We start from the raw sequence: 18,043 nt of genomic DNA, 5'->3' as shown, positions 1-18,043 counted from the left end.
GACTTGACGTTCTAATTATTAGGTCAATTACATGTGTTAATTGCATGTGCGCGCGTAAGACAACACATAATTTTGATGCTAAATAATAGACAGTTTTTCCATTAATTCAAGCATAACAAGTGTTTACTTGACCTAAGGTGTAAAGAATACTGCCTCAAGACTAGGGCGTATTTATCTTTTTTTATTATGTATGTTGTCAATATTGCTACATCATTTTTGAAGTAATTTTGGTAATGACCCCTTTTTCATCCACATAATAAGCAGTGAATCGCTGAGTGGTGGTTACAGAGCCAGCCGAATACGTCGCAACACCTTCGCCTGCATTTCCGCCTCCGGCAGAACCAAAGCCCCCTGCGGTTGAACCGGTTACATCGGAGCGAATGTACTGCAGGATGACTCCTCCACGGCGATTGGGAAGTACTCGATTGGGCTGACCTTTTTCTGCGATAAGTTCAGCTTCCGTCCTGCCTACCCAGGTATCGCGCTCTTCATCCATGGTGCTGTTACATGCAGCCAATAAAAGCGCAATCAATAAAATGCCGCTAAGTTTCAATCTATTTAGCATGATTTGGTCTCACCGTTGACTTCTGTCTTTACATAAAAAACGTGTTTATAGAGCGCTGAAACAAGCTCCTAAGCAGGCTATCGTAAGGATTTTCAATTTACAACGGCAGACACCGACATCATGATATTCAATAATGCTTAATGCAAATTCATTAAACGACTGCAACAAGCTCGGCGAAAAGCCTCAATTGATATCTTATTTTTTGCATTCATTATACTAAGGTTAGTGAAGAATTGACCGATAAAGACATAGCAAATGCTTCGTTTTGTTGCTGCTTGTCATGAGCACGCTACGGTTTTAAATGCAAACATCGGCAACAAGTTGTTGTGATGCATGACGATGTCGTTATAATCAGGCGAATTTGATGTTTTAAACCTTCGCAGGAGAATTGTGTGAAATTAAAATCACTATTGGCATTGGCAGTGACGAGTGTGAGTTTGTCGGTCGCTGTCGCTCAAACCATGAGCAACGAAGACATTGCCGAGCGCATAAAGCCAGTTGGTAAGGTGAATATTGCTGGCGCTGCGTCAGCTTCAGCGGCTGCCGCTGGTCCTCGCTCTGGCGAGGAAATATATAAAGCTGCATGCACAGCTTGTCACGCAGTAGGCGTGCTGGGCGCACCTAAGACACAAATTGCAGCAGACTGGCAACCGCGGCTTGACGAAAAAGGTTTCGACCAAGTGTGGAAAAACGCGGTGAACGGCATCAATGCAATGCCTGCCATGGGGGCATGTGGCGATTGTAATGACGACGACATTAAGTCCGCTATCGAATATATGATTGAAGGTATCTAGAAAGGAGTTCATCGATACTTTCGAGCTAAACTGAAGGGTTACACCAGTCAATGCAAAGACTCGAAGTAGTTGGTGAATTAGATGAAATGGAGCTCCGAGCGATTGTACCGGAGCTTCAAAGCCTCACTGAGCGCTACAAACGCGCAGAAAAAATCCAACAAGCCCTGTATAAAATAAGCGAGCTTTCCAGCTCCGCTATCGATTTGGATAACCTGTACCTTGAAATTCATAATGTCGTTCGCGACTTTATGACCGCAGACAACTTTTACGTCGCGTTTCATGAAAAACAGGATGAACGTATTCAATTTTCTTATTTCGTTGACGAACGAGACGAAGAACGTGTTCGGTCAATATCGTATGAAAAGATCAAAACCGGCATAACCGCCTATATTTTACGAAGTGGTGACACCTTGGTAATGACCCAGGAAAATGTCGACACGCTTGCGGAAAAACACGGTTTTGAAATATTAGGAACACCGCCCGTTGACTTAATTGGCGTCCCCCTCAAACGTGATGGTAATGTGATAGGCGCAATGGTCGTGCAAAGTTATCATGACAACGTGCGCTATTCCGAAGATGATTATGAGGTATTGCTGTTCATCTCGCAGCATATCGTAACGACCGTTGACAGAGTTAAACACCGAGAACTCACCGAACAGCTAATTGCCCAGCGCACACAACAATTGAGCGAGGCCAATCAGGGTTTAGAAGACGAAATTCGCGAACGTAAGCGAATGGAGAGTTTGCAAAAAACCTTATTCGAAATATCTGAGCTATCGGCAAACGCCGAACTGGACATCATCAAGTTTTACTCTAGCATCCATCGCATATTACAAAGACTGATCAACGCGCCCAACTGTTACATCGCGATTATTGACGATGAACACCAGCGTGTTAGCTTTCCCTATTTCGTGGGCAAGTCTGACGACACTTCGCAAACCCGTTCTTTAGGTAAGGGCTTGACAGAATACGTGTATGGCAAGGGCGATGCATGTTTAATCAACGCAGAAACCATTAACTCCTTACTCAAAGCTGAATTACTTGAGGAGTCAGTCGCTCGTAAAATGTTACGAGATGGAAACTCCTGGATGGGTGCACCACTTTTGCTCAATAACAAAGTGGAAGGCGTAATCGCAGTACAGACCTATGGTAACAGCGATGACTACGACAGCGACGATCTCGATATTTTACGCTTTGTTTCCCAGCACATATCCGTCGCTATTGAGCGCAGACGCTCGGCTGAAGAACTTAAAAACTATAATCGTCAGCTGGCAAAAAAAGTAAAAGAGCGAACCGCTGAACTTGATTTAAGCAACCAAACGCTGAAGCAGCAAATTGAGCAACGCAAAGAGATTGAGCTTAAACTCATTCATGATGCGCATCACGATGCACTTACGGGTCTGCCGAATCGTGTGATGTTCAACAATCGCCTTGAACTTGCGATTTCAAGCAAAGGACGTCATCCACAGCATAATTTTGCCGTACTGTTTATCGACTTAGACCGATTTAAGAATATTAACGATACCCTTGGTCATCACGCAGGTGACGAATTTTTGATTGAAGTGGCCAAGCGTATTGATAAATGCAAACGAAGCCATGATCTTCTTGCTCGTTTAGGTGGCGATGAGTTTGTCATTTTGATTGATAGCTATACAAACTTTAGAGACGTTGAGGCCGTGGCTCAGCGAATTGTGGACAGCATAAGTCAATCCTTCAGTATAGACGGAAAAGAAGTGTACTCGGGCGCAAGCGTTGGCATAACGGAAATTACAGACACCTATACCAGTGCAGATGAAGCTCTTCGTGACGCCGATGCCGCTATGTACCAAGCAAAAAATCTTGGCCGCAATCGTTACGTGGTTTTTGAAATTAACATGCGCAATCAATTAGTAGAGGAAGTTGCGCTAGAAGCGGAATTTAGGAAGGCCTTTTACCAAAAGTCCTTTGAATGCTTCATTCAGCCGGTATTGGATATTCAAAACAATGATGTCCTATATTTTGAGGCGACTATGCGCTGGCAACGTAAAGATGGGCGATATATGCAAGACGCTCACTTTTGGGATTTAGCCGACCAATGTGGTTTGACATATGGCGTCAATCAGCTCCTACTCGATGCAACATTCCGACAGCTTCATAAGTGGAAGCTCGATCCAGATCATAAACATACGAAAATTGGAATGACCCTGTCAATAGAGCATCTGCTGCACAAAAAATCGCTTCAAAACCTTGTTCAATTAATCGAATGCACAGAAATTGATAGCCACTTGTTAATGATTGAGCTGTCAGAACAATCGTTAAGTAAATTCAGCAAGTACTTACCGAATGTGCTCGATAGACTTCAAGCCCTAGGTATCTCTTTGGTATTGGACAACTTTGGTAGCGAAACCGCCTCACTTTCGCATTTGTTTAAATATGACTTTGACTACATTAAGCTCAATGCAAACTTAGTCAATACCGTGAGTATGTCGGATAAATATCACCGCTTAGTGCAGTCTATTGTCATGATTGCAGACAATGCAGATATTAAGGTGATTGGAGATGGCGTTGTTGATGAAGCATGCAAACTCGAACTTACGCAATTGGGATGTCATTATGTGCAGGGCGAACATGTAGCGCCTGCAAAGCGGGTTTAAGGAAAAAAATAACTGCATGCACCGTTCCTTAAAAAGGATTCAGGTTATTTAGTCCTCTGAAAACAGATTTTTTAGGTTCGCAATACCCTTTTCGGCTTTTTGTTTACGCTGCTCTGGATTATCTTGTTTTTTCTGCCACTCCCACTCGACATCATCATGCGGCAGCTCATATAAAAAGCGGCTAGGCTCAGGCTCGATGATTTCACCCATTTGGCGACGTTCTCTAGCGATACTAAAGAACAGGCGTTCTTGAGCTCGCGTTAGGCCAACGTAGGCAAGCCTGCGCTCTTCATCAATGTTCTCCTCATCAATACTACTTTGATGTGGCAATAGACCTTCTTCCATACCTACAAGAAATACATAGGGAAACTCTAAGCCCTTTGATGCATGCAGGGTCATCAACTGGACTTGGTCTGCATCATTATCGTCCTCTGAGCGCTCCATCATGTCGCGTAAACATAAGCGCTGAACGATTTCACTTAAGCTCATGGGGGCCTCAAGCGCATCGCCCTTTAGCATGTCGTTCACCCAACTAAATAAAGTCGATACATTAGCCATCGCCATTTCTGCTGCTTTAGGGCTAGCACTTTGTGAAAACAACCATTCCTCGATGCCCAAAATTTTTACAAAGTCACGCAGTACAACAACCGGCTCGGCGCGCTTTATATTATCTTCGGTTTGCACGACTAATCGCACAAATGCTTGGACGCTTTGATAGCTCTTATCTGCAAGCACGGTGGACAGGCTTTGATGGCACATGGCTTCAAACAAAGAGCATCCATGCATATTTGCAAACTCACCTACTTTTGCAATGCTCGCGCGCCCGATACCGCGATGAGGTGTATTGATGATTCGCAGTAAGGCCGTGTCATCATCGTGATTGGTGAGCACTCTTAAATAAGCCATCATGTCTTTTATTTCGGTGCGCCCAAAAAACGAGGTACCACCGCTAATCTTATAAGGGATGCGGTTTTTCATCAGGAGCTTTTCAAACACGCGCGATTGATGGTTACCACGATACAAAATGGCATACTGTTGATATTGAGTATCGTGCATAAAGCGATGCGCCAGCATTTCAGCAATGACTTTCTCAGCTTCATGCTCTTCGGTTTTTGCTACCAGTACCTTTAAAGTTTCACCATAATGCAAGTCGCTAAACAATCGCTTTTCAAATACATGTGGGTTGTTTTGAATCAATATGTTAGCAGCATGCAATATTCGCCCAGAAGAACGATAGTTTTGCTCTAGCTTTACTAATTTTAGCTCAGGAAAGTCATCGTTCAACAAGAGCAGATTTTTAGGTTGTGCACCACGCCAAGAGTATATCGACTGATCATCATCACCCACTACCGTAAAACGCGCTCGCTCACCCACAATGAGTTTGATTAATTGATACTGGCTTGTATTGGTATCTTGATATTCATCTACCAGAAGATATTGGATGGCAGAGCGCCACTGCTCACGCGCTTTGTCATTGTCACGCAGTAACAAAGTAGGTAACAAAATCAAATCATCAAAATCCAGCGCGTTGTATGCTTTTAAGTGCCGCGTATATTCTTGATAATAAAGCGCGTCTAGCTTAGCCACTTCATCTTGCGCAGAAGCCACCGCCTGCTCAGGTAGTACAAGTTCGTTTTTCCACGCGGAGATGCGTCGAATTAGGCTGTTAATTGCATCCTTGTCACCGTCAAAGTCAGCCTCGCTTAAATCGTTAAGCAGTGAAAACTGGTCTTTATCGTCGAATAAGGAGAAGCCGGCCTTGTAGCCTAAGACACTGAGGTGTTTTTTTATGATATTAAGACCTAAGGTATGAAAGGTAGAGACCTTGAGCCCTCGAGACTCCTTTTTACCTAAAGTTTGGGCGACACGTTCTTTCATTTCACGCGCTGCCTTATTGGTAAAGGTGACGGCAGCGATTTGAGATGGTTTGTATCCACAGGTTTGAACAAGGTAGGCAATCTTGTTGGTGATCACTCTTGTCTTACCACTGCCTGCACCGGCCAACACTAAGCACGGACCACTAACATATTCGACGGCAGACTGTTGAGCTGGATTTAAACGCATGGGTTAAGACTGGCTCTGCTTGTTTAACTATCTTGGCTTTAACGGACGCGGAGTATAACAAATGTTTACAAGTTTGAGACTGCATTTGTGTGTAGTTCGGACTACAATGAGGCATAAACGAATACAATATGCTGAAAGTCTGCGCGACATTTCACGTAGGGCAACACTATCGGAGTCACTATGATCGATCCTAAAAAACTTGAAGAAATCGCAAAAAATATCTCTGCGGCTATACCGCCTGGTGTGAAAAACATGGCGGATGAAGCAGAGGGTCGAATCAAACAGGTGCTTCAAGCTCAACTCAATAAACTTGATTTTGTGAGCCGGGAGGAATTTGATATCCAGAGTCAAGTGCTCATTAGAACGCGCGAAAAACTCGAGGCCCTAGAAAAGCGTTTGGCAGAATTAGAGAATAATGATGAAAGTGAGAGCCCTCAACAATAATTGCTTGATCCCATAGACGCTGGGGTTCAAGCATTTGGTATTGATATAGAGGCGCTTGGATACTCAACCTGAATCCTGTTTAAGGAATGGTGCAAGCGCTTGTTTTTACATACTTAAATTAATTTTTACACTCAGTGCTGCTAGAATTGTGAAGTACAAGGCGCAAAAGTCATGTAATAGTTATTCTATTGCTGGCTTTTGCAACGCAGTAATTCGCAATTCTAGCGGTACTGAGCGCCGTTTCTTAAACAGGATTCAGGTTACTTATATTTTGATAAACAGCGAAGCTACAATTGATACCGCAATGACCAATCCGACCCAATGGTTGTTTAAAAACGCTTGAAAGCACCTTGCTTTCGTTCGTTTGCGTGTTTTTGCGTACTGAAGCGTAAACAACACCGCTGCAACACATAAACCCAAATAGCTCAGCATGTTTAACTGCAATTGGTCAAATGCGATGGCCAAGCAAACAATCGATATGCCTTGAAGCAAACAAATCATCTTCAATTCGCGATGGGCGAATAAAATAGCAGTGGACTTGATACCAATTTTGAGGTCGTCGTCCCTATCCACCATGGCGTACTGGGTATCGTAAGCCACCGTCCAACACACATTAGCGGCATAGACCCACCAAACCCATGGCTCAATTGTTTCATTTATCGCCATTGCCGCCATCGGGATTGACCATGCAAAGGCAGCACCTAAAACGACTTGGGGAAGATGTGTGTAGCGCTTCATAAAAGGGTAAATACTGGCCAGTAAGAGCGCGCCCACTGATAGCGCGATGGTTTGCCAATTCAGTGTTAACACCAATACAAAAGCGAATAACACTAAGGCTATAAATAGATGTATTGCCTCTTGCGCACTGACTTGGCCGGATGCCAGTGGGCGGTCTTTGGTTCGCTCCACAGCGCCATCTACATGCCGGTCGGCATAGTCATTGATTACGCAGCCTGCACTTCGCATGATAATTACACCTGCCACAAACACCGCGCTTATATGCCAACTCGGTAAACCTTTTGCTGCCAACAAAAGCCCCCACACTGTAGGCCATAATAATAAATAGATTCCGATTGGCTTGTCGGCGCGCATGAGCTGCCAATATGCTCGACGGTTTTGCCAACTCAAAGCAAATAGTGATGATTTGGTGGGAGTCATTTTGCTCGAATGCTTATTCATAAGCTTGCCTCATTAGGCTGAACTTGCATTTTGAACAAACTCATCGTAGCAAGGGCAGTCTTCAAGGAAAGCTTCTGCAACAATTAGCTTGTTGTGCTTTGAACTGGTCACATTGGAGGCATGCTCATCTTGATAGGTAAAAAGGGATCGTCTTGCCCACCTTTTCGGCCGATTATTGCTATATGGATGCTTACTGACTGGGTGAAACTGCAAAGGTGCAATTTCAAACTCACTTCGTACAAACCTTGGGTCATTAAAAATACGCTGGCCTAAAGGCTGTGAGCCCAAATTCGCCCAGGTACTGTTACACATATGCTCGGGTAAAACTGAGCGTGCAAATACCCAAGGAACACTATCTCCATATAAAATCACTTCCCGCACTTGCCATTGCTGCGCGTCCTGTGCATTTAATAAGGATATTTCACTTTTGTTTAGAGGAATATTAGATTGCCCAAGTACCTGCACGTCAAATTGCTTACATAAGCTCATGAGTCGTTCAGTTAATGAGCCGGTGTGAAGTAACCAGTCTTGCATGCTTGAACTTAGTGAATTAGCAGGCGCCGATATGATTGACTTAGAAATTTGCGACTGAGAATTTGTTGAGGCATTAGCTAAAAACACATCGGGCTTTGCCCATTGCACATTGAGATCATAAGGGTAGTTAGATTTTGCTAACAAGGCTGAAGATTTCTTTTAAATTACCGATAACCTAAGTCTAACATAGGCATTAACACAACCGTATTGAGCAATATGAAAATTCCCATGAAAGAACTAAGTGGTTTACTTATTCACCGTAAAATAGATGCAAGCTGGCGCAATGCATCGCGGTGGTGCGGTGTTTACATGCTGATATTGAGCGCAATGTTGTTTCGCACAGATATAGTCAATGCACAAGAGGAGCCCAACGATGGCGCCCCTAGCATCGCATATATCGCGATTGAACCCGATATAGTAACCAACTATGCAGGTAACAATACCGAAAACTTAGGTTTTGTGCGCGTAACGATTGAAATGATGTTAGAAGACCCTTCCCTCATTCCTAACCTAGAGCATCATATGCCTCTACTTAGAGCAACTGCTATTGAAATCATCGGTGCGCAACCAGAGCAAAAAGTCAGGTCATTAACCGGGCGTGAAGAAATGCGCCGAATGTTGTTAAAACGATTTCGAGACTTGATGTTAAGAGAGAGCGGGAATGAAACAGTGCGTGACGTGATTTTCACCAAGTACCTTCGCCAAGGTAGTTAACCTGAATCCTGCTTAACAAACAAGTGTAAAGCGCCGGCTAATAAACAGCCCGCGATTAAGCCAAATAAGTGAGCCTCATTCGCCATTTGTACAAACAGCACATCTGCATATCCTAAAGCCAGCCACAGCAATAAAAATACGACAAAGCCGTTGGGAATACTAATTCCCCAATTTGGTCGCAACCAACCTATCCACCACACAAATCCAAAAAGCGCATAGACAACGCCAGACATACCGCCAAAGTTAGGACCCGATACTAAAAGCTGAGATACATTAGCGAATAGACTAGCAACAACAAATAACACAACGAGCCAAAAACTACCGAATATCCGCTCTAGCTGACTGCCAAAAATCCACCACCAGATGAGATTAAACACAATGTGCGTGAGTGAGAAGTGTAAAAAATTTGGGCCAAACAAGCGCCACCACTGCTGATTTTGCGTCAGTTCAGCAAAATATTGGATACTCAGTGCATCGTCCCAAAACGAAAAATAGCCCACCAAGCTTGAAAGATAGACAAAAAGGCAGAGTGAGATGACGACAACAGTAAAAGGCGTTGCAGCCAGATCTCTCACACTAGGCAAGGTACTATTACCCATTATTCTGCCCGACTGGCTTGCCACATCTCCTCTATCCCATGCGGCTGCCTGAAACTTTTTTGCTTGAGGATTAGCTAAAAACTCGTTGGCTATTGCAAGCGCAGCCGCTTTGCGTGACTCATCTTTTATGCTGAGCATAAAGCTAGTTTTAAGCTTATCTCCGTCAGATGCGTGGTCTTGATCATCAAGCGTTACTGGCGGGGTTCGGTCTACTTTGCATACAATGCCCTGTTGCCTTAGATAAGAGGCAAGTAACTGTGCTGGGGCTTCTTGAGAAAAGCGTATCAATCCGAGGAACTCTGACAACGCGTTCTACTCGCCCAACTCGACTGGGTATTGCCCCCGCCAGGCTTCAAATCCTCCATCCATGCTGTAGACTTCTTTATAGCCTTGTCCAATCATGTATTGCGCCGCTTGTTGTGAGCTAATGCCATGATAACAGCACACTACCACCGGCACATCAAAGGGGTGGTCTTGCATGAATTGCGGCATGCTTTCATTGCTCAGGTGAAACGCGTTAGGAATATGGCCTAAATTGAATGACTGCGGATCGCGAATATCAACTAATGTGATATCTCCTTTGTCTAGGCGCTGTTTGGTTTGCTCCACTGAGATATGTTCGAACTGTTCCATAAAACCCTTAAGCTTTCTGTCTATGTGGGATAAAAGATATATCGCGTTGCAATCGTCTCAGGTGCTGCGCTTAACTTGCCCAGTCTAAAATCACCTTGCCTGAGTTGCCCGAGGCCATCGTTTCAAAGCCACGTTGAAACGCATCCACCGACATTTGATGCGTGATAATTGGCTTTAAGTCTAGTCCGCTTTGCAACAGACTTACCATCTTATACCAGGTTTCAAACATTTCACGCCCATATATCCCTTTTATAGTGAGTCCTTTAAAGATAATTTGGTTCCAATCAATGGCAACATCCTGTGGTGGAATACCCAGCATAGCCACTTTACCGCCATGATTCATTTTTTTGAACAAATCGGCCAAGGCGACCGGATTACCCGACATCTCCAGGCCAATATCAAAACCTTCTGTCATGCTTAAGTCGCTCATCACGTCATCAAGGCCGGTATCTAAGACGTTCACCGCGCTTGTCACACCCATTTTCTTTGCCAAATCTAAGCGATAAGGATTCACGTCTGTGATTACTACATGACGCGCGCCTACGTGTCGGGCAACGGCTGCAGCCATTATACCAATCGGGCCGGCACCGGTAATAAGCACATCTTCGCCAACTAAGTCAAAAGATAAGGCGGTATGCACTGCGTTACCAAAGGGGTCAAAGATAGCAGCCATGTCATCGCTGATATTGTCGGGTATTTTAAAGGCATTAAATGCCGGAATCACCAAATACTCGGCAAATGCGCCTTGACGGTCTACACCTACGCCTTGGGTATTGCGACACAAGTGTCGTCTGCCAGCCCGGCAATTGCGACAGTGTCCACAGGTAATGTGGCCTTCGCCACTGACCCTGTCACCAATACTAAAACCTGACACTTCCGAGCCGATGTCTACCACCTCACCTACATACTCATGCCCGACAATCATTGGCACTGGAATGGTGTTTTGTGACCACTCATCCCAGTGATAAATATGCATATCAGTGCCGCAAATCGCGGTCTTGCGAATTTTGATGAGAAGGTCATTATGGCCTAATGTTGGCATCGGATTATCCACCATCCAAATACCAGGCTTACGCAGCTGTTTAGCTAATGATTTCAATTAACTTACTCCGTCAACGTTAGACTGCGCTTCTACGCTGTCACCTATAATGCCCATTTCTTGACCGACTTCAATAAACGCATCAATCGCTTTGTCAATCTGCTCAATTGAATGCGCAGCTGACATTTGCGTGCGAATACGCGCTTTGTTTTTAGGCACAACAGGATAGGAAAAACCGACAACGTAGATACCCCGTTCTAGCATTTTTTCGGCCATCTGGCTGGCTAACTTTGCATCACCAAGCATCACAGGAATAATCGCATGGTCTTGTCCACTTAAGGTAAAACCGGCGTCTTCCATTCGAGTGCGAAAGTGCGTGGCGTTACGTTTCAGCGTCGCTCGCAGTTCTTCCCCCTCTTCCATCATCTCAAAGACTTTTATCGAAGCGGCGACGATAGGAGGCGCAACAGAGTTTGAGAATAAGTACGGTCGTGAGCGTTGGCGAAGCCAATCAATGACCGCTTTGCGACCGGAAGTGAAACCACCCGAAGCTCCGCCCAAGGCTTTTCCTAGCGTGCCGGTGATAATATCAACGCGTCCCATTACATTGCAGTATTCATGAGAGCCTTTGCCATTTTCGCCGACAAATCCCGTTGCATGACAATCGTCTACCATAACCATAGCGTCAAAGCGGTCTGCCAAATCGCATATACCTTCTAAGTTTGCAATCACGCCGTCCATGGAAAACACGCCGTCAGTTGCAATAAGCTTAAATCGTGCGCCATCTTCACTTGCTTTGATCAGTTGCTGCTCTAGCGACGCCATATCGTTTGAATCATAGCGGTAGCGCTTTGCCTTTGATAAACGAACGCCGTCAATAATGCTGGCATGATTGAGCGAATCAGAAATAACGGCATCATCGCTAGTTAACACGGTTTCAAAAAGACCGCCGTTTGCATCAAAACAAGACGGATATAAAATGGTATCTTCCATGCCTAAAAAGCGACTGATTTTCTGTTCTAGCTGTTTATGAATATCTTGGGTGCCGCAAATAAAGCGCACGGACGCCACGCCAAAACCGTATTCATCTAAGCCTGCTTTAGCGGCCGCGATTAAATCGGGATGATTGGCCAAACCCAAATAGTTGTTTGCGCAAAAATTTAATACATGTTGACCCTTTGGGTCGCTTGTTCGTACTTCGATATCAGCTTGCTGCTGCGATGTGATAACTCGCTCAGTCTTGTAAAGACCTTGCTCCTTTGCCTCATTTAACTGGGTATTGAGATGATCGACAAATGCTTGCGACATGCAAAGCTCCTTAAATTAAGCTTCCACGAATTGCGACAGTAGGAAAGCAAAAACAAATAGTGATGCGAATTCTAGCGAAGATATATGACCTCGCAAGTGCGCGATGAAAATAGTTATCTTGGCACTTTTAATGATTTTGGCGCAAATTATTTACAGAATTAGCAGCAATTCGGGATTTAGTCGTGCAGTGGCTTTGTGCTAGTGGACTTCAGTAATCACCTTATCAATCATGCTGCGAACATCTTCGAACTTTATCTTAGTCATTAAATCATCACCTTTAGCACGCTTCCCCCAAGGCAAAGCCTGCCACGGTTTACCAAATTGCTCGAGCACGCACTCATCGTATACCGAAACCGTATGCGCCAGAGACATATACGGTCCCGTGCGTTTTGGGTTGCTGTGTGCATAAAGGCCAATCACGGGCGTGCCTTGCGTTGTCGCCATGTGTGCAGGGCCCGTATCAGGCGCAATCACTAATCTGGCTCGGCGCAGTATGAGCAACATTTGTTTAAGGCTTGTCTTGCCCACTAAATCCAAATCAACAGCATCGGTCATAGACACTATCGCATCCCTTGTTGTTGCATCGAGTGCACCAGGGCCTCCGCACAACACGACTTTGAGTCCTTGTTGCTGCATGTACTCGGCAGTTTTTGCATAGCCAGTCGATGTCCAGTTACGCTGCGCTTTTGAGGCAGCAGGGCTTATCACCGCGAAAGGCGCTAAACCATCAAGCTGACTATCCACCCAGGTTTCATCGTCTTTAGGTATTGGAATAGTCCATTGTAAAGGTCTTTGTTCAGCCTCTACTCCCAAACACGCAGCAAAATCCATAAATCCGTCGAGAACGTGGGAATGCTCTCTTGGCTGCACTCTTTCGTTAGTAAATAGATAATGCCCCTCTTTACTGCGTGCCCAATCAAAACCAATACGCCGCTTCGCTTTAATGCTTAAAGAGAGAAGATTTGCACGCAGCGCTACTTGCATCACAAAAAGCACATCAAAGATCTGTCCACCTAACTCACTTTTGAGCTGAGCTTTAGCTTGCTTTGAGTTTTGCTTATCGTAGACGATAAAGCGCACGCCTGACATACCTTTGAGCAGTTGATATTCGATTTTTCCAATGACCCAAGTGATCTCAATGTTTTCATGGTGCAGCTGAATCGCTCTGACCATTGCAGCGGCATGGCATACATCGCCAATGGCTGATAAACGTAAAATGCATAGTGAGAGTGGGCTTGGCACTGAGATTCCGAGGGCGTCGACTTGAAATTTTTGATATCTTACCCAAGTTATTCATAAATAACAGACTTTTAAGCTTCTAGGAAAGCACAAATGACGATTGACGTGCATACCGCGCCAAACAACGTGAGCCTGCTGCGAACTGAACTAGGCAAGTCATTGAACATCGGCCTCAAGCATTTTGAGCTTGATTACTTACACGGGAAAAATGCTATTACGCGAACCGCTCACGGCCGCGGTGAAGTCTATTTCTTCACTCAGCTTTCGCAGCCTCTTGTTTTGCGGCATTACTATAGAGGCGGTCTATTCGGAAAGTTTAATCGAGACAGATTTCTTCACTTCTCTATCCAGCAAAGCAGAGGATTTAAAGAGCTGGACATACTCTCGTTTTTAGCATCGAAAGGGCTTAATGTACCCTCACCTGTTGCTGCACGGGTAATACGCAAAGGATTATTCTATCGCGCCGACATTATCACAGCAGAAGTCAGTAAGGCACAGGAATTGCACCAAGTGTTAATGCAACGCGAGATTGCTGACAGCATGTGGGAAGCTATCGGTAAGATAATTGCACAGCTTCATCAATTACATGTGCGTCATGATGATATCAATGTGAAAAATGTGCTAATCCAAGAGGACAATCGCGTTGCCCTAATCGATTTTGACAAATGTTACCGCGACAGCACGGGTAATTGGCATTCTGCGAATTTGGCGCGCTTTTATCGCTCTTTACTGAAGCAGCAGCGTGCGCAAGCAACGAAAAAGGCCAAGTATCACTTTGCATTGTCAAACTGGGAATCGCTTCAAACAGGATACGCCAGCCTTCTATCTGACTAGGGCTAAGCTTCGCGCAACTTAGGCTAATTTAACCTCAACTCGGGATAAGCGACAGCGCCAAGTAGCGCTAAAAACGCGAATTACTGCGTTGCAAAAGCGAGCAATAGAATGACTATTACGTCACTTTTGCGCCTTGCACTTTACGTTTTTATCACTACTTGGTTGATAATTTAATAAATACATAGTTAAAACATGCATTTGCACTATCGCTTATCCCGAGTTGAGGTTAATTTAAAATGCGTATTGCGCCTTAAGATATAGCAGCGCATCGGTTTCATCTTCTCTATTTTGGAAGTCTCTCGAAGCAATACTGGCTCCTGCGCGAAGCAACCAGTTTCGATAAGGTTTTTGGTAAAATCCTGAGAGTTCTATTACATCCTCACTCACATCTCCAGTAAGAACCGGTGAAGGAAGTTGACCGTCTGCGTTTAGCTCAGCGGAACGCAAATAAAGCTCGGCAACTGCACCATCGTCAAAACGAATATTCGCACCAAGCGTAATTTGCTTCGCGTCTGAGTCAAAGGTGCTGCCAAGACTGCGCCCGTACATTCGATACCCGGTTTCATAAAGGCCGTTTTCGTAATAGCAATTGGTCACGGTGCTGCCGTCGCCCTGACATGCAATATTCGTATCACTAGTCTCAATAAAAACTTTGGCTTGATAAATATAGGTTGAAAATCCAAACAAGTTAGCATTATCGGTAATTCGATAACCGTCTACGGCATCTTCGCCAATGCGCTGAACATACAAGGTCATCGGCCGCGAGAGCGCATTGAAGGTGTAGCTAAGATCAAAACCCGCCAAGTGGTTGCCTAAGGTAGTGAGCTGCTCACCTGTGCACACGGGTCTGTCGAGACAGACATTTTGAAAAGTAATCACATCCCAAAAGGTGCCTAAACCTTCATCTTGCCCTTCGCCTCCCCACATGGCGGCCCAAGACGCACCAAACTCGAAACCTTTAAACGGGCGTGCGGTAAATCGTGACAGCAATAGTTTTGTGTCGGGGATCACCCTGTCAGAATCCATTTGTCCAAATTGCGTAGTGAAATACCAAGGCCCCATCCATGACAGCAATCGATGCTCAGATTGGGTAGTGACTGAACGTGACAAAGCCACCGCTTTAAGCGGACGAGTGTTATTTGACAGTATGAGTGAGCTTGATTGCGCCGGCCCCCAAAACTGATCTAGAGAGCCAAGGCGCAGATTCCAATCGCCAAATTGATAAGCAAAAAATGAATTATCCAAGTTAGTGCGCCCGCCTGAAGCGTGATTGACGCTTAGCTGCCCGGACCAATTTCCTTCAATAAATTCGCTCGCGAGCGTTATTTCACCTGTCTCTTCCACCCCATCGTCCAGGCTTCGAAATCGAATGTCGTCACTCGCCCCTTGCAAGGTCATAAAATAACGGGTTTGCTCGGTGCGCTTAATGTTGAAATAGTAGAGCAGGCGCGCGTAGGCTTGCGCAGGCATTTTTTGCATACCTGTAGGGTCTAAACGAGAAAGCTGACTGGCAATCCCTTTCCATGGTATAGGGTAGGTCGTTGCGGCAGAATCTAAGTAGCCCCACTCTACCAGCGTTTGCACGTCGTAATGAAGCTGCTTGTCTTGGGTACCTATCCATGCAGCGCCTAGGGCAAGTTTTGATTGTAGCAACAGTACAATAAACAAAACTTGAATAAACTTGAAACTCATATTTATCCTGAATAATCAATATACACCAAGCATAGCGCATATTTGATTTGCCAACTACAGCGGGTTTTGGTTATGGTGAGCGCTGCTATTTTTAATTAGTCACCTTTTTGGTAGGAAGTATATGGCGATGTCTGGGCAGCACAGCAGTAAAGCAATCTATCCGGGAACTTTTGATCCGATAACCAATGGACATGCTGATTTAATTGAGCGCGCCGCAAATATGTTTTCTCATGTCATCGTTGCAATCGCGTCTAACCCCAGTAAACAGCCGCTCTTTACGCTCAATGAACGCGTTGAGATGATCACGAAAGTCACTGCCCATTTACCCAATGTATCAGTTGAAGGATTTACCGGATTGTTGGCTGATTACGCAAAGCAAAAACAGTCAAATATTCTAATTCGTGGCTTACGTGCAGTGTCTGATTTTGAATATGAATTTCAGCTTGCGAACATGAATCGACGTTTAAATCCAGATTTAGAGAGTGTTTTTCTCACCCCTTCTGAAGAAAACTCGTTTATCTCTTCCACGCTGGTGAAAGAAGTGGCCATGCACAAAGGGGACGTTTCCGAGTTTTGTCACCCTGAAGTCCTTAAGGCCTTAAAACAGCGTCTTAACGAGCTAAACTAAGATACGCCGTGGCAATTTGCTTCGCAGTCACTTGCTTTAAAATAGGATGCTCGTCGAGTAAAATGTCTGTTTTTAACGCTTGATTAACTGCTTTTGCGAGTGCCTCAGGCGAGCGAGGACGCACTAGAAAATTAGCGAGTTCGCCCTGCATAATTTCCCTAGGTCCATGCGGGCAATCCGTGGACACCACTTTAGTCGCACAAACAATTGATTCAATTAAGACAGTGGGCAAGCCTTCAAAATCTGAACTTAAAACAAGTGCGTCAGCCTGCTTCATCCACGCATATGGGTTTTCAGTAAACCCAGGAAGGACAAGACGCTCTTCAATCCCGTATTTTTTCGCCAGCTTTTTCAGTTTTTTTGTGTTGGAAGTTAAACAAACTAACTTATACTCTGGATTGATATGCTTGAGCGCCATAAACAAAATGTCATGTCGTTTTGCCTTTGCGGCTCGGCCAACATGAACAATAAAGCGTTTAGGTATCTCGCTTTCTGGCACGTTTGGGCTGACATCTGAAATCGCTTCAGTAGCAAGCGCTCGAATATGTTTGATGTCAAATGGATTATAGATACAGCGGACGCTAGTTGCGCGAAAAAGCCTAGCCTCAGACACTTCTTTGGCCACCCCTTTTGAGACCGCAATTAAGTCTTTGCCGTTAAGCGTTTTTAAAATGCGCTGCATGTAGAAGTACTTAATTGGTCCCATGCGGCGCTCGCGCTTTAGCTCTTGCACATATGAGTTATGAATGACGTAGTAGCAATGTTTAAACTCACAGGCGCTAGCGAGGCGGTAGCTTTCATAAAGGTTGACCAGAATTAAATCGAAAGTCCCGTTTACGCGCTCAACATCATTAACGGATTTTTGTAACATCCCAGCCAATTTTTCACGATTCAGCCACCCTCTCACCCTGCCATTGAAAGAGGCCAAGGGAAACTCTAAACCAATATTGCTGGGAACCACATATTGAGTAGTGTTTTTTAACGAGAAAAAAGTGACCTGATGACCCTGAGATACCATTTCAGTGGCCAGGGTTAACATAACCTTTTCAGCGCCGCCGCCTGCAAGTGAGTCAATAATAATGGCGATGTTTTTATGTGCCATTGCTTGCTCGTCAGTTTTGTCACTTTCAAGCATTTCCTTACT

General features: G+C 44.8%; 17 protein-coding genes. 6 read left to right on the top strand and 11 right to left on the bottom strand.

Annotation, left to right across the window (positions count from 1 at the left end):
- Window positions 1–205: 205 nt before the first annotated feature.
- On the bottom strand, window positions 206–565 hold the full coding sequence (locus PN836_RS13530; protein ID WP_395339114.1) for a hypothetical protein: 360 nt from the start codon (window positions 563–565) through the stop codon (window positions 206–208).
- Window positions 566–957: 392 nt separating this feature from the next.
- On the opposite strand from PN836_RS13530, the gene PN836_RS13525 reads away from it, so the two are divergent.
- Complete coding sequence (locus tag PN836_RS13525; RefSeq protein ID WP_395339112.1) at window positions 958–1,359, top strand: c-type cytochrome; 402 nt, start codon at window positions 958–960, stop codon at window positions 1,357–1,359.
- A 50-nt stretch (window positions 1,360–1,409) separates the two neighbouring features.
- Complete coding sequence (locus tag PN836_RS13520) at window positions 1,410–3,992, top strand: diguanylate cyclase domain-containing protein (RefSeq protein ID WP_395339110.1); 2,583 nt, start codon at window positions 1,410–1,412, stop codon at window positions 3,990–3,992.
- A gap of 48 nt (window positions 3,993–4,040) precedes the next feature.
- Here the strand turns inward: PN836_RS13520 and rep are convergent, their stop codons facing one another.
- Window positions 4,041–6,056 (bottom strand): DNA helicase Rep, encoded by a 2,016-nt coding sequence (gene rep / locus PN836_RS13515; protein ID WP_395339108.1) that lies wholly within the window; start codon window positions 6,054–6,056, stop codon window positions 4,041–4,043.
- A gap of 180 nt (window positions 6,057–6,236) precedes the next feature.
- Here rep and ubiK point away from each other — a divergent pair, with 180 nt between their 5' ends.
- Window positions 6,237–6,500, top strand: coding sequence for a ubiquinone biosynthesis accessory factor UbiK (gene ubiK / locus PN836_RS13510; protein WP_395339106.1), 264 nt, complete (start codon window positions 6,237–6,239; stop codon window positions 6,498–6,500).
- Window positions 6,501–6,764: 264 nt separating this feature from the next.
- Here ubiK and ubiA read toward each other — a convergent pair whose 3' ends face one another.
- Window positions 6,765–7,592: a 4-hydroxybenzoate octaprenyltransferase gene (ubiA, locus tag PN836_RS13505; protein WP_395345665.1), complete on the bottom strand. Its 828-nt coding sequence runs from the start codon at window positions 7,590–7,592 to the stop codon at window positions 6,765–6,767.
- Window positions 7,593–7,691: 99 nt separating this feature from the next.
- Window positions 7,692–8,357, bottom strand: a complete 666-nt coding sequence (locus tag PN836_RS13500) for a chorismate--pyruvate lyase family protein (protein ID WP_395339104.1) — start codon at window positions 8,355–8,357, stop codon at window positions 7,692–7,694.
- Window positions 8,358–8,441: 84 nt separating this feature from the next.
- On the opposite strand from PN836_RS13500, the gene PN836_RS13495 reads away from it, so the two are divergent.
- The gene (locus PN836_RS13495) at window positions 8,442–8,927 is read left to right on the top strand and encodes a flagellar basal body-associated FliL family protein (RefSeq protein WP_395339102.1); all 486 of its coding nucleotides are present in this window, start codon (window positions 8,442–8,444) and stop codon (window positions 8,925–8,927) included.
- Here the strand turns inward: PN836_RS13495 and glpG are convergent.
- The 5 genes from glpG to PN836_RS13470 form a co-directional block, all read right to left on the bottom strand.
- The gene (gene glpG / locus PN836_RS13490; RefSeq protein ID WP_395339100.1) at window positions 8,924–9,832 is read right to left on the bottom strand and encodes a rhomboid family intramembrane serine protease GlpG; all 909 of its coding nucleotides are present in this window, start codon (window positions 9,830–9,832) and stop codon (window positions 8,924–8,926) included. The two genes, PN836_RS13495 and glpG, sit on opposite strands and share 4 nt — an antisense overlap.
- Before the next feature lie 6 nt (window positions 9,833–9,838).
- Window positions 9,839–10,159: a thiosulfate sulfurtransferase GlpE gene (glpE, locus tag PN836_RS13485; protein WP_395339098.1), complete on the bottom strand. Its 321-nt coding sequence runs from the start codon at window positions 10,157–10,159 to the stop codon at window positions 9,839–9,841.
- Window positions 10,160–10,229: 70 nt separating this feature from the next.
- Entirely contained in the window at window positions 10,230–11,258 is a 1,029-nt protein-coding gene (gene tdh, locus PN836_RS13480; protein ID WP_395339096.1) for an L-threonine 3-dehydrogenase, read from the bottom strand.
- On the bottom strand, window positions 11,259–12,506 hold the full coding sequence (locus PN836_RS13475; protein WP_395339094.1) for a glycine C-acetyltransferase: 1,248 nt from the start codon (window positions 12,504–12,506) through the stop codon (window positions 11,259–11,261).
- Window positions 12,507–12,704: 198 nt separating this feature from the next.
- Window positions 12,705–13,748, bottom strand: a complete 1,044-nt coding sequence (locus PN836_RS13470) for a glycosyltransferase family 9 protein (RefSeq protein ID WP_395339092.1) — start codon at window positions 13,746–13,748, stop codon at window positions 12,705–12,707.
- Window positions 13,749–13,838: 90 nt separating this feature from the next.
- Here PN836_RS13470 and PN836_RS13465 point away from each other — a divergent pair, with 90 nt between their 5' ends.
- A complete protein-coding gene (locus tag PN836_RS13465) occupies window positions 13,839–14,579 on the top strand; it encodes a 3-deoxy-D-manno-octulosonic acid kinase (RefSeq protein WP_395339090.1) in 741 nt (246 codons plus the stop codon).
- A gap of 231 nt (window positions 14,580–14,810) precedes the next feature.
- Here PN836_RS13465 and PN836_RS13460 read toward each other — a convergent pair whose 3' ends face one another.
- Window positions 14,811–16,271 (bottom strand): capsule assembly Wzi family protein, encoded by a 1,461-nt coding sequence (locus PN836_RS13460; RefSeq protein ID WP_395339088.1) that lies wholly within the window; start codon window positions 16,269–16,271, stop codon window positions 14,811–14,813.
- Window positions 16,272–16,398: 127 nt separating this feature from the next.
- Between PN836_RS13460 and coaD the strand changes: the two genes are divergently transcribed.
- Window positions 16,399–16,899 (top strand): pantetheine-phosphate adenylyltransferase, encoded by a 501-nt coding sequence (gene coaD / locus PN836_RS13455; RefSeq protein ID WP_395345662.1) that lies wholly within the window; start codon window positions 16,399–16,401, stop codon window positions 16,897–16,899.
- Here the strand turns inward: coaD and PN836_RS13450 are convergent.
- The gene (locus PN836_RS13450) at window positions 16,883–18,034 is read right to left on the bottom strand and encodes a glycosyltransferase (RefSeq protein ID WP_395339086.1); all 1,152 of its coding nucleotides are present in this window, start codon (window positions 18,032–18,034) and stop codon (window positions 16,883–16,885) included. The genes coaD and PN836_RS13450 overlap by 17 nt on opposite strands.
- Window positions 18,035–18,043: the final 9 nt, after the last annotated feature.

Source organism: Ningiella algicola (assembly GCF_028401415.2).
Classification (GTDB): Bacteria; Pseudomonadota; Gammaproteobacteria; order Enterobacterales; family Alteromonadaceae; genus Glaciecola.
Note: the sequence above shows the minus strand (reverse complement) of the source record. Positions and strands in the feature narration are given on the sequence as shown.

Coding starts and splice junctions, on each gene's coding strand:
- PN836_RS13530 (WP_395339114.1), bottom strand. CDS start 565: ATGCTAAATAGATTGAAACTTAGCGGCATTTTATTGATTGCGCTTTTA.
- PN836_RS13520 (WP_395339110.1), top strand. CDS start 1,410: ATGCAAAGACTCGAAGTAGTTGGTGAATTAGATGAAATGGAGCTCCGA.
- rep (WP_395339108.1), bottom strand. CDS start 6,056: ATGCGTTTAAATCCAGCTCAACAGTCTGCCGTCGAATATGTTAGTGGT.
- ubiK (WP_395339106.1), top strand. CDS start 6,237: ATGATCGATCCTAAAAAACTTGAAGAAATCGCAAAAAATATCTCTGCG.
- ubiA (WP_395345665.1), bottom strand. CDS start 7,592: ATGCGCGCCGACAAGCCAATCGGAATCTATTTATTATTATGGCCTACA.
- PN836_RS13495 (WP_395339102.1), top strand. CDS start 8,442: ATGAAAGAACTAAGTGGTTTACTTATTCACCGTAAAATAGATGCAAGC.
- glpE (WP_395339098.1), bottom strand. CDS start 10,159: ATGGAACAGTTCGAACATATCTCAGTGGAGCAAACCAAACAGCGCCTA.
- PN836_RS13475 (WP_395339094.1), bottom strand. CDS start 12,506: ATGTCGCAAGCATTTGTCGATCATCTCAATACCCAGTTAAATGAGGCA.
- PN836_RS13465 (WP_395339090.1), top strand. CDS start 13,839: ATGACGATTGACGTGCATACCGCGCCAAACAACGTGAGCCTGCTGCGA.
- PN836_RS13460 (WP_395339088.1), bottom strand. CDS start 16,271: ATGAGTTTCAAGTTTATTCAAGTTTTGTTTATTGTACTGTTGCTACAA.
- coaD (WP_395345662.1), top strand. CDS start 16,399: ATGTCTGGGCAGCACAGCAGTAAAGCAATCTATCCGGGAACTTTTGAT.
- PN836_RS13450 (WP_395339086.1), bottom strand. CDS start 18,034: ATGCTTGAAAGTGACAAAACTGACGAGCAAGCAATGGCACATAAAAAC.